The 11,880-nt window shown below is 71.9% G+C and carries 9 protein-coding genes; 5 read left to right on the forward strand and 4 right to left on the reverse strand.

The genetic code is table 11. From position 1 onward, the window contains the following. Positions 1-1,509: an aldehyde dehydrogenase (NADP(+)) gene (locus DFP88_RS02865; protein ID WP_110812917.1), complete on the forward strand. Its 1,509-nt coding sequence runs from the start codon at positions 1-3 to the stop codon at positions 1,507-1,509. Positions 1,510-1,575: 66 nt separating this feature from the next. On the opposite strand, the gene DFP88_RS02870 is transcribed toward DFP88_RS02865, so the two are convergent. Further along, positions 1,576-2,076: an Lrp/AsnC family transcriptional regulator gene (locus DFP88_RS02870; RefSeq protein ID WP_110812918.1), complete on the reverse strand. Its 501-nt coding sequence runs from the start codon at positions 2,074-2,076 to the stop codon at positions 1,576-1,578. Between the two features lie 109 nt (positions 2,077-2,185). On the opposite strand from DFP88_RS02870, the gene putA reads away from it, so the two are divergent. Next, the gene (putA, locus tag DFP88_RS02875; protein ID WP_110813300.1) at positions 2,186-5,647 is read left to right on the forward strand and encodes a bifunctional proline dehydrogenase/L-glutamate gamma-semialdehyde dehydrogenase PutA; all 3,462 of its coding nucleotides are present in this window, start codon (positions 2,186-2,188) and stop codon (positions 5,645-5,647) included. 82 nt (positions 5,648-5,729) lie between these two features. Here putA and DFP88_RS17290 read toward each other — a convergent pair whose 3' ends face one another. From DFP88_RS17290 to DFP88_RS02885, 3 genes are all read right to left on the reverse strand, one after another. Next, entirely contained in the window at positions 5,730-5,912 is a 183-nt protein-coding gene (locus DFP88_RS17290) for a hypothetical protein (protein WP_245904649.1), read from the reverse strand. Positions 5,913-5,934: 22 nt separating this feature from the next. Further along, positions 5,935-6,483 carry a metallophosphoesterase family protein gene (locus DFP88_RS02880; protein ID WP_245904651.1) on the reverse strand — a complete coding sequence of 183 codons (549 nt, stop codon included), beginning with the start codon at positions 6,481-6,483 and terminating at the stop codon, positions 5,935-5,937. A gap of 106 nt (positions 6,484-6,589) precedes the next feature. Continuing rightward, positions 6,590-7,336, reverse strand: a complete 747-nt coding sequence (locus tag DFP88_RS02885; protein ID WP_110812919.1) for a pyridoxine 5'-phosphate synthase — start codon at positions 7,334-7,336, stop codon at positions 6,590-6,592. 176 nt (positions 7,337-7,512) lie between these two features. On the opposite strand from DFP88_RS02885, the gene DFP88_RS02890 reads away from it, so the two are divergent. From DFP88_RS02890 to dnaG, 3 genes are all read left to right on the forward strand, one after another. After that, complete coding sequence (locus DFP88_RS02890) at positions 7,513-8,637, forward strand: amidohydrolase/deacetylase family metallohydrolase (protein WP_110812920.1); 1,125 nt, start codon at positions 7,513-7,515, stop codon at positions 8,635-8,637. Continuing rightward, positions 8,634-9,767 carry a hypothetical protein gene (locus DFP88_RS02895; RefSeq protein ID WP_110812921.1) on the forward strand — a complete coding sequence of 378 codons (1,134 nt, stop codon included), beginning with the start codon at positions 8,634-8,636 and terminating at the stop codon, positions 9,765-9,767. Before DFP88_RS02890 ends, DFP88_RS02895 begins: the two co-directional genes overlap by 4 nt. A 111-nt stretch (positions 9,768-9,878) precedes the next feature. Then, a complete protein-coding gene (dnaG, locus tag DFP88_RS02900; protein ID WP_110812922.1) occupies positions 9,879-11,843 on the forward strand; it encodes a DNA primase in 1,965 nt (654 codons plus the stop codon). The last annotated feature ends 37 nt before the right edge of the window (positions 11,844-11,880 follow it).

Raw genomic sequence — 11,880 nt, forward strand, 5'->3', positions numbered from 1 at the left:
ATGACGCAAGGCGCACATTGGATCGCCGGAGATCCCGTCACCGGCGGCGACAGCTTTCATTCCGACCCCGCCACAGGCGAGGCGCAGGTTTATCCCAAGGGCACGACCGACCTCGTGGACCGCGCCGTCCGCGCGGCCGAGGACGCCTTCCCGGCCTTTTCCGCCACCACCCGCGAAGAGCGGGCCGTGCTGCTGGAGAAGATCGCCGAGGAGATCGAGGCCCGCGTGGACGCGATCACCGAGGTCGCGATGGCCGAAAGCGGCCTGCCCGAGCCGCGCATCCGCTCGGTCGAGCTGCCGCGCACCTGCAACCAGCTTCGGCTTTTCGCCAGCCATATCCGCGACGGCGCCTATCTCGACCGCCGCCACGACGATGCGCTGCCGGATCGCAAGCCGCTGCCGCGCCCGGACCTGCGGCTGATGCAGGTGCCGATCGGGCCGGTCGCCGTCTTCGGCGCCTCGAACTTCCCGCTCGCCTTCTCGACCGCCGGGGGCGACACCGCCAGCGCGCTGGCCGCCGGCTGCCCGGTGGTGAACAAGGGCCACCCCGGCCACCCCGGCACGACCTCTCTCGTCGCCGAGGCGGTGAGCGCGGCCGTCAAGGCCTGCAACATGCCCAGCGGCACCTTCTCGATGGTGCATGACGGCGGGACCGAGATCGGCCGCGCGCTGGTCGAGCATCCGCTGATCGCCGCCGTGGGCTTCACCGGCTCCCTGCGCGGGGGCAGGGCGCTGTTCGATCTGTGCGCCAAGCGGCCGAACCCGATCCCCTTCTTCGGCGAGCTGGGCAGCATCAACCCGATGTTCTGCCTGCCCGCCGCGATGGGCGCCCGTGCCGCCGATATCGGCAAGGCCTGGGCCGGTAGCCTCGCCATGGGCGCGGGCCAGTTCTGCACCAACCCCGGCGTCGCCTTCGTCGTGGACGGCCCCGCCGCCGACCAGATGATCGAGAGCGCGACCGCCGCGCTGGACGAGACGCCGGCCCAGACCATGCTGACCTCCGGCATCGCCGAGGCCTTCCGCAGCGGCTCGGCCAAGATGAAGGACGGCACCACCCACCGCTTCGGCGAGGCCGCCGAGGGGCGCAATGTCACCCCCTGGCTGCTGCAGACCGACGGCGACACCTGGGCCGCGAACGAGGATCTGGCCGAAGAGGTCTTCGGCCCGCTCGGCCTCGTCGTCCGGGTCCGTGACGAGGCGCAGATGACGGAGCTGGCGCATGGGCTGCACGGCCAGCTGACCGCCACGCTGCAGATGGATGACGAGGATCAGGGCCTTGCCGCCCGGCTTCTGCCGGTGCTGACGCGCAAGGCGGGCCGTGTTCTGGCCAATGGCTTCCCGACGGGTGTCGAGGTCGCCGATGCCATGGTGCACGGCGGGCCTTACCCGGCCTCGACCAACTTCGGCGCCACCAGCGTCGGGACCATGGCGATCCGGCGCTGGCTGCGCCCGGTCAGCTACCAGAACATCCCCGAGGCGCTGCTGCCTGCTGACCTGCAGAAGGTCTGAGCGGCGCCCCGAAGGGGGATTGGAAAGAGAAGGGGCTGCGGACCGGCATCGGTCCGCGGCCCTTTTTCATGGACGCGCGTCGCCGCCGATCTCCTTGACCGCCTGCATCGAGACATGGGTCGAGGTGCTGGCGACATGCGGCAGGCCGGAGATGACCTTGCCCAGGATTTCGCGGTAGTCGCGGATGTCGGCGCAGCGCACCTTCAGCAGGTAGTCGAAGCCGCCGGCGATCATGTAGCACTCCTCGATCTCGGGGGCCTCTGCCACGGCGGCGTTGAACTCCTCCAGCGCGGCGACGCTGGTGTCGGTCAGCCGCACCTCGACGAAGGTCACGTGGTCGCGCCCCAGCACCGCCGGATCGACCACCGCGCGAAAGCCGCGGATCGCACCGCTCGCCTGCAGCCGCGCGAGCCGCGCCTGGCAGGGCGTGCGCGACAGGCCGACGCGCTCGGCCAGATCGGTGACCGAGATCCGCCCCTCGCGCATCAGCTCGTTCAGGATGCGGCGGTCGATCCGGTCAAGATGTAGCGGATCGGTCTGTTTTGTGGTCGAAGCGTCTGGATGCATCGTGAATTACGGCCGAATTAGCGTCATCGAGCGCCTTCATCGGACAGATCGCCCTGCGCGTCCAGTGCTATGCTACGCTCAGACCACCCTGCCTGCGGAGACCGCCATGATGCCCCTGAGTTCCGAGCAACGGCTCGCCGCCCTCCGCGACGCGATCCGCGCCGATCACCGCCGCCCCGAGGCAGAGGTGCTCTCCGCGCTGACCTCGGCCCATGCCATGGACGAGAGGATGCGCAGCCGCGCCGCCCGCCGCGCCGCGGATCTGGTCGAGACGATCCGCGCCGAGGGCAAGCCCGCGCTGATGGAGGCCTTTCTTGCCGAGTATGGCCTTGGCAGCACCGAGGGGCTGGCGCTGATGGGCATGGCCGAGGCGCTGCTGCGGGTGCCCGATGCCGCGACCGCCGATGCGCTGATCGCCGACAAGATCCTGCCCGGCGACTGGGCCGCCCATCGCGGCGCCTCCTCGTCCTCGGCGGTGAACCTCGCGACGCGGGGCCTGGGCGTGGCGCAGGACATGCTGGGCCGGGGCGGCAGCATCGCCGCCGCCGCGCGGCCCGCCGTGCGCATCGGGGCCCGCAGCGCGATGAAGATCATGGGCAAGACCTTCGTGCTGGGCCGCGACATCGCCGAGGCCGAGCGCCGGCGCGAGGAGGGGGTCACCTATTCCTACGACATGCTGGGCGAGGCGGCGATGACCGCCGAGGACGCGCACCGCTACCTAGAGGCCTATTCGGGCGCGATCTCCTATCTCGCGCAGGATGCCCATGGCAGCGACATCCGCGAGCGGCCCGGCATCTCGGTCAAGCTTTCGGCCCTGCACCCGCGCTACGAAGAGGCGCAGCGCGGCCGCGTCCTGTCGGAGCTGGCGCCGCGTCTGCTGCGCCTCGCGCAGGAGGCGAAGGCCGCGAACATGGGGCTGAACGTCGACGCCGAAGAGGCCGACCGGCTGGAGATCAGCCTCGACGTGATCGAGCAGGTCCTGCGCTCTCCCAGCCTTGCCGATTGGGACGGCTTCGGCGTGGTGGTGCAGGCCTACCAGCGCCGCGCGCCCAGCGTCATCGACTGGCTGCACGCGCTGGCGGCGCGGCATGACCGGCGGATCATGGTGCGGCTGGTCAAGGGCGCCTACTGGGACACCGAGATCAAGCGCGCCCAGGTCGAGGGGCTGGAGGATTACCCGGTCTTCACCCGCAAGGCGGCCACCGACGTCGCATGGCTGGCCTGCGCGAAGAAGCTGCTCGATCTGACGGATCGCATCTACCCGCAGTTCGCCACCCACAACGCCCATTCCGTCGCCGCCGTGCTCGAGATGGCCGGCGGGCCGCGCGACTTCGAGTTCCAGCGCCTGCATGGCATGGGGCAGGCCCTGCACGAGACGGTGCGCAAGTCCGAGGGGACGCGTCTGCGCATCTATGCCCCCGTCGGCGCGCATCGCGACCTTCTCGCCTACCTCGTGCGGCGCCTGCTGGAGAACGGGGCCAACAGCTCCTTCGTGCACAAGATCGCCGATCCGGCTGTGCCGGCCGCCTCTGTGGCCGCCGATCCGGTGGCGGCGCTGCTGGCAGAACCGCAGGCCGCGCTGCCGCTGCCCGCCGATCTTTTCGAGCCCGAGCGGGCCAATTCCGCCGGCTGGGACCTGAGCGCCCCCGAGGTGCTGGCCCGCCTCGAGGAGGCCCGCGCCCCCTTCGCCGAGGCGCAGTGGCAGGCCGCGCCGCGGCTGGCCGCGGATCCCGACCCCGAGGCGCCCGAGCCGCAGGCGGTGCGCAACCCGGCCCGCCCCGAGGACCGCGTCGGCACCATCCGGCTCGCGACCGAGGCCGAGGCCCATGCCGCGCTGGATGCGGCGCGTCCCTGGGGCGCTACTGTCGCCGAGCGGGCCGAGGTGCTGAACCGCACCGCCGATCTCTTCGAGGAGAACTGGGGCGAGATCTTCGCGCTTCTCGCGCGGGAGGCCGGCAAGACGCCGCGCGACGCGGTGGCCGAGCTGCGCGAGGCGGTGGATTTCCTGCGCTACTACGCCTCGCGCGCGCCGCTTCTGGATCGCCCCGCGCGCGGTCTTTTCGCCTGCATCAGCCCCTGGAACTTCCCGCTCGCGATCTTCACCGGGCAGATCGCCGCCGCGCTGGCCGCCGGCAATGCCGTGATCGCCAAGCCCGCCGAGGCGACGCCGCTGATCGCCGATCTCGCCGTGCGGCTGATGCAGGAGGCCGGCGTGCCGCAGACCGCGCTGCAGCTTCTGCCGGGCGAGGGCGGGCGCATCGGCGCCGCGCTGACCGGCGATCCGCGCGTGGACGGCGTCTGCTTCACCGGCTCGACCGCGACGGGCGCGGCGATCGACCGGGCCATGGCCGGCAACCTCGATCCCGCCGCCCCGCTGATCGCCGAGACCGGCGGGCTGAACGCGATGATCGTCGATGCCACGGCGCTGCCCGAGCAGGCGGTGCGCGACATCGTCGCCTCGGCCTTCCAGTCCGCGGGGCAACGCTGCTCGGCGCTGCGCATGCTCTACGTGCAGGAGGATGTCGCCGAGGGGCTGATCGAGATGCTCAAGGGCGCGATGAACGAGCTGCGGCTTGGCGACCCCTGGGAGCTTTCGACCGATGTCGGCCCGGTGATCGACGCCGCCGCCCGCCGCGGGATCGAGGCGCATGTCGCGCAGCAGCGCGCGGCGGGGCGGCTGATCTGGCAGGTCTCCGCGCCCAATGCCGGGCATTTCACCGGCCCCGCGCTGATCCGCCTGCCGGGCATCGGCGCACTCGAGCGCGAGGTCTTCGGCCCCGTCCTGCATGTCGCCACCTACAAGGCGGGGCAGGAAGAGGCGGTGATGGATGCGGTCAATGCCGCCGGCTACGGGCTGACCTTCGGGCTGCACAGCCGAATCGCGGCGCGGCACCGGCTGGCCGAGGCGCGGGTGAAGGTCGGCAACCTCTATATCAACCGCAACCAGATCGGCGCTGTCGTCGGCAGCCAGCCCTTCGGCGGCGAAGGGCTGTCGGGCACCGGCCCCAAGGCCGGCGGGCCGCTCTACCTGCCGCGCTTCACCCGGCCGGCGCGGCAGCGTCCGATCCCAGCCGAGGGGCAGCCGGTCAGCGCCCGCGCCCTGCAGCGCCTGATCGAGAAGGCCGCGCGCCGCGCGGAACCCGCGCCGCTGTCGGTGCAGGAGCTTCCCGGCCCGACCGGAGAGCTTAACCGCCTGGCCGCCCATGCGCGCGGCCCGATCCTCTGCCTCGGGCCCGGCGTGGGGCGCGCGGCCGAGCAGGCGCGCCAGCTGCGCGCGATCGGCTGCAGCGCGGTGGCCGTGGCGCCCGGCCTTGGCGAAGAGGCAGGCTCTCTCGACGGGATCGTCCCGGCGGGGCTTCTGGCCGGCCTCATCGGCATCGGCGGCGTCGCGCTGGAGGGGGATGCCGAAGCGCTGCGCCCGGCGCGCGAGGCGCTTGCCGCCCGGCTGGGCGCGAGGGTGCCGCTGCTGGCCGAAGAGGATCTGCTGCAACGCGCGGTCTTCGAGCGGCATCTTTGCGTCGACACCACCGCCGCCGGCGGCAATGCCGCGCTGATGGCCGAGGCCAGCTAGGCTGGGGGCGCGACGACGGGCAGGGGGCCGGGGGCTCGCCTGCCTGTCCGGGCCTGTCCGGCGTCAAGGCAGCCGAAGCGCCCTAGCCGGGGCTGTCTTCGAACCAGCCCGTCTTCAGCGCCCGAGCCCAGTCGTCTCGCTGGTACCGCGCCGCGCAATCCGCGGCGCGCTGCGCATCATAGGGGACGGAGCGGAAGGTCACGCTCCAGCCCTCTTTCCGCCGTTCGGCAAGCGCGTAGGAGGCATTCGGCGTCCCCGTCTGCATGACGTGGTAACGGGGGCTGTCGTCATCGTAGGCAGGACAGCCGATGCTGCCGGGGTTTACGATGGTCCGCCCGTCCGGCAGGCGAATGCAGCGCGGGATATGCGTATGGGCGCAGAGGATCAGGCTCGCCTCGACCCCCCTCCGCCTCCGCCGTGATCTCGGCAAGGCTGGCGGAGCGGACGGCACCGGTCTCCTCCACCCGCTCCAGCCAGTAGGTCGAATCCGAGTTTGGCGTCGCATGGCAGAGGAAGACATCGCCGAAGATGGTCTGCGTCTCGGGCAGGCCCGCGATCCACTGAAGATGGTCCCGCGACAGGCTCTCAAAAGCGACCCGGTCCGAGGGGCCCATCCGGCTGGGATCCTGTTCGATCAGGTAGCGATCATGGTTGCCGCGGACCGTGGCAAAGTCTCGCGCCATGAGGAGGGCGGCTGTTCCGGCCGCATCGATGGGGCCGCTGAAGACATCGCCGAGGTTCACGGCCTGCTCGACGCCCAAGGATGCCATGTCCCGAAGAACGGCATCAAGGGCGAAGGAATTGCCGTGGATATCGGCCAGAATTGCAAATTTCACGCGCGGGACCCCTGCGATTGACGTCACGCGCCCGAGTGTAGCCTGCACGGGGCCCCGGCGTTAAGGGCGCACGCCCGGGCCCGGGACGCTGACGCGTGCCGCGCCCTCAGACCGTCTCGCCGCAGGCGCGGCGGAAGCGGCGCACCGTCTCGGCCATGCCATGCTCGAGCGCATCGGCTGTCAGCCCATGGCCGATGGAAACCTCGGCCAGCTGCGGCAGCGCGGCGGCGAGGGGCGGCAGGTTGGCGACCGTCAGATCGTGCCCCGCGTTGACGCCGAGGCCCTCCTGCAGTGCGGCGGCCCCGGCGCTGCGCAGCCGCTCCAGCTCCTGACCCGCGGCATCGGGATCCGAGTGGGTGCCGCCGTAGGGGCCGGTGTAGAACTCCACCCTGTCGGTGCCGGTCGCGGCCGCGGCGGCAATCTGCCCGGCCTCGGGATCGGCAAAAAGCGAGACGCGCCGCCCATCGGCCTTCAGCCGCGCCACCACCGGGCGCAGCAGATCGGCCTGACCCGCGAAGTCCCAGCCGTGATCCGAGGTCGGCTGGTCCGGATCGTCGGGCACAAGGGTCACCTGCTCGGGCCGCGCCTCGGGCAGCAGGGCGAGGAAGTCCTCGCTGGGGTAGCCTTCGATGTTGAACTCGGCGCCGGGAAATTCCGCGTCGATCAGGGCGCGCAGATCGGCGAGGTCCGAGAAGCGGATGTGCCGCTGGTCGGGGCGCGGATGCACCGTCAGCCCATGCGCGCCGGCCTGCAGGGCGATCCGCCCCATGTCCACCACGCTGGGCCAGGGCAGGTCGCGCCGGTTGCGCAGCATCGCCACGGCATTGAGGTTGACCGAGAGCTTGGCGGGCATGGGGTCTCTCCTTGATCCTGTGCCCCTGTCGTAGCCCCGGTGGCGGCCCGGCGCCAGCGCCCCGGCGATCTCGCCGCGCCCGATGGCCAATCCGGAACTTTGCGTGCAGGGTGCGCCTCGCCGCGGGCGGGGCACCCTGCCGCGCGGGACAGGTCGGAACGACGAAGGAGACGGAGATGCACGATCTGGTGTTGCGGGGCGGGCGGGTGATCGACCCGGCCAGCGGGACCGACGCCGTGGCCGATGTCGCCTTTTCCGGCGGGCTTTGCGCCGGGATCGGCACGGGCCTCGAGGGGCGCGAGACGCGGGACGTGACGGGCTGCATCGTCACGCCCGGGCTGATCGACCTGCACACGCATGTCTACTGGGGCGGCACCTCTCTCGGGGTGGACCCCGAGGATTACGCCCGCAGCAGCGCGGTGACGACCATGGTCGATACCGGCAGCGCGGGTCCCGGCAATTTCGCCGGCTTCCTGAACCACGTGATCCGCCCCGCCAGCCCGCGCATCCTCGCGCTGTTGCATGTCTCCTTCGCCGGGATCTTCGGCTTCGGGGTGCGCAGCCAGGTCGGGGAAAGCCACGATCCGCGCCTGATGGCGCCGCGCGAGGCGGTAGAGGTCGCGCGGGCGCATCCCGGCGATATCGCGGGGATCAAGGTGCGGGTCGGCTTCCACGCCTCTGGCCCCACCGGCATCGCGCCGCTGGAGATCGGCCTGCAGGTCGCCGAGGAGACCGGCCTGCCGCTCATGGTGCATATCGACGAGCCGCCGCCCAGCTACGAGGCGGTCGTCTCGCTCCTGCGGCCCGGCGATATCCTGACCCATGCCTTCCGCCCCTTCCCGAATGCCCCCGTGGCCGGGGGCGGGGTGCGGCAGGCGGTGCTGGATGCGCGGGCGCGCGGCGTCCTGTTCGATATCGGCCACGGGCAGGGCAGCTTTTCCTGGGAGACGGCGCGGGCGATGCTGGCCAATGGCTTTGCGCCCGACACGATCTCTTCGGACGTGCATGCCTTCTGCATCGAGGGGCCGGCCTACGACCTTCTGCGTTGCATGACCAAGTTCCTCGCCCTCGGGCTGCCGCTGGGCGATGTGATCGCCGCGGCGAGCCTTGCGCCCGCCGAGGCGCTGCGGCGCCCCGACCTCGGGCGGTTGGCGGCGGGGCTGCCGGGCGATGCCAGCGTGATCGCGCTGCAGCCGGGGGAGATCGCGCTCGAGGATGTGGAGGGGCGGATCGTCACGCATGACGCGCGCTTGGTCGCCCGCGGCACCGTGCTGGGCGGCGCATGGCGGGACGCGGCATGAGCGACGCGGTCTGGAGCTATGCCTGGGATCTGCAGGACATCGGGCTGGAGGAGGTCGCGCGCCGTACCGGCGGGCGCGGCGTCAGCCTTGCCACCTCCTACCACGCAGGGAGGTTCCTGCAGCCGGGCAACCCGCGCCGGCGCAGCTACTTTCCGCAGGACGGCACGGTTTACTGGCAGGTCGATCCCGCGCGCTGGCGCGGCGCCGAGATCGCGCCGGTCGAGGCCGATATCGTCGCGACCGAGGGGGACAAGCTGGGCGCCCTGATCGCGCGGCGGGACGCCGGCGGGCCAGAGGTCGCGGCCTGGTGCGTCTGCCTGCACAATACCCGCGCCGGCATGGCCCATCCGGAGCACGTGACCCGCACTGCCTTCGGCGATCCGAATTTCTACGCGCTCTGCCCCTCGAGTCCCGCGGCGCGCGCCTATGTCACCGGCATGGTCGCCGAGATCGCCGAGCGCTACGCCCCAGACAGGATCGAGCTGGAGAGTCCCGACTTCCTCGGCTTCGCCCATGGCTACCACCACGAGAAGGACGGGCTGGGGCTGCTGGAGGAGGATCTTGTCCTGCTGGGCCTGTGCTTCTGCGAGCATTGCCATGCCCGCGCTTCCGAGGCGGGCGTCGACCTGCGGGCGGCGCAGGAGAGGGTGACGGGGCTTCTCGAAGCCTCTTTCGCGCGAGAGATGCCCGAGGCGCAATTTGCAAGCCTCGCCGAGCTTGCCGCGCTGCCCGAGCTGGCGCCTGTTTTGGCCTGGCGGAGCGAGCCGGTGACGTCGCTCATCGCCGAGGCCAAGGCAGCGGCGGGCGAGGTGCCGGTCTACCTGATCGATGCCGAGGGCAGCGCGGCGGGCGGCGTCGACCGCGCGGCGGCGGCCGCGGCCTGCGACGGGCTGGTGTTCTGCGCCTACGACACGCCCGCCGAGCGGCTGGGCCCGCTTTTGGCGCAGCTGCGGCAAGAGATCGGGACGGCGGGGCTGAGGGCGGGGCTGAGCCTGGGCCTGCCGCAGGTCGCTGGACCCGCGGATCTGCGCGCCCGGGTGGCGGCGGCTCGCCCGCATGTCGAGGGGATCAACTTCTACAACCTCGGCCTCGTGCCGGCGGCGCGCTGGGACTGGCTGGCCGGGCACTGAGCCCCGGCGGGGCAAGCGGGGGGCCAGCCCCCCGCACCCCCCGGAGTATTTCGGGAAACATGAAGGCGCGGCTTCTGGACAGGGGCGGCTGGCGACCCGATATTGGCAGGTATGAAGCTGCCCCCTGGATTCCTGGACGAGTTGCGAGACCGCGTCTCGCTTGGCCGCGTGGCCGGGCGCAAGGTGACCTGGGATCCGCGCAAGTCCAACCAGGGCAAGGGCGATCTCTGGGCGCCGTGCCCCTTTCACCAGGAGAAGACGGCGAGCTTCCATGTCGATGATCGCAAGGGCTTCTACTACTGCTTTGGCTGCCACGCGAAGGGCGATGTGCTGAACTTCGTCCAGGAGACCGAGAACCTCGGCTTCATGGAGGCGGTCGAGAGCCTGGCGCGCGAGGCCGGTATGCCGATGCCCGCGCGCGATCCCGCGGCCAAGGCGAAGATGGACCGGCGCGGGCAGCTGACCGAGGTGATGGAGCAGGCGGCGCGCTTCTACCGCATGCGGCTGCAGGGCGGCGGCGGGGCGGCGGCGCGCGACTACCTGGCCGGGCGGGGCCTGTCCGAGGCGGGGCAGGAGCGCTTTGGCCTGGGCCTTGCGCCCGACGGCTGGCGCGCGCTGACCGATCACCTGACGCAGGCCGGCGTGCCGATGGAGATGCTCAAGGCGGCGGGCCTGTCGAAGGAGAGCGCGAAGGGCGGCAAGCCCTACGACGTCTTCCGCAACCGGCTGATGTTCCCGATCCGCGATGCGCGCGGGCGCTGCATCGCCTTCGGCGGGCGGGCAATGGATCCGGGCGAGAGCGCGAAGTACCTGAATTCGCCGCAGACCGAGCTCTTCGACAAGGGGCGGAGCCTTTACAACGTGGGGCCTGCGCGGGCCGCGCTGGGGCGGGAGGTGCCGTTGATCCTGGCCGAGGGCTACATGGACGTGATCGCGCTGAGCGAGGCGGGCTTTGAGGCCGCCGTCGCGCCGCTGGGCACCGCCGTGACCGCCGATCAGCTGCAGCTGATCTGGCGGCTTTGCCCCGAGCCCGTCGTGGCGCTGGACGGCGATACCGCCGGGGTCCGGGCCGCCGGGCGGCTGGTGGACCTCGCGCTGCCCCTGATTGAGCCGGGGCAGGGGCTGCGGTTCGCCGTGCTGCCGGGCGGGCAGGACCCGGACGACCTGATCAAGGCGCAGGGCGCAGAGGGCATGCGTGCGGTTCTGGAGGGCGCTCAGCCGATGCTGCGGATGCTCTGGCGCCGGGCGACCGAGGGGCGGGTGATCGACAGCGCGGAGCGGCGGGCCGGCCTCGAGCACGAGCTGAAGCAGGCCATCGGCGCGATCCGCGATCCCGGTCTGCGCCGCCATGCCGAGAGCGAGATCCGGCAGCTGATGTGGGACAGCTTCGGCGGCGGTCGGCGCAAGGGGCCGGCGCGGCCGCGCGGGCAGGGCGGAAAGCCCGCCTGGGGCCGCGACCTGCCGGTGCAGGCCAGCGCCGAGGCGCTGGCGGCGGCCGCTGGCGATGCCGATGAAGAGGCGCTGCGCGAGGCCGTGGTGCTGGCCGCGGTGCTCTCGACGCCCGCGGTCCTGCCCGAGGTTGAGGCCGCGCTCGAGCGGATGGAATGCCGGACGCCAGCGCATCGGGCGATCCGCGACGCGGTGCTGCATCACGCCGGTCGTGACGATTTGAGACAATCGGTGCGGCAAGAGCTGGGGGGCGAGGTGCTTGACAGCTTCCTGGGCCAGCACCATCTGGCGATCATGCCGGCGGTGCGGCGGGCGGGCGATCTGGACATCGCGCGCCAATGCATCCTCGAGGAGCTGGCCAAGCTCGCGGTCCAGCGCGGGGTGCCGCGCGAGATTGAGGAGGCGGCCGCGGCCCTGGGCGCGGCGGGCCATCCGCTGGACGAGGCGCTGACCTGGCGCCTTGGACAGGCGGCCGCGGCGCGCGACCGGGCCTGGCGCGGCAATGCCGAGGACCGGACCGAATACGAATCGGCCTCCAACGGTGCGTTGCTTCGCCGGGACGAGCGCGAAGAGCTGAGTGCGCTTCTCGGGGGAATCGACTACAGCAAGTCGTCGGGTCGGCGGTAGCCGCAGGCCCGCGGCGGGACAACCTGGCGGCGCAAAG

Origin of the sequence: Pseudoroseicyclus aestuarii (assembly GCF_003217255.1) — a bacterium.
Lineage (GTDB): Bacteria > Pseudomonadota > Alphaproteobacteria > Rhodobacterales > Rhodobacteraceae > Pseudoroseicyclus > Pseudoroseicyclus aestuarii.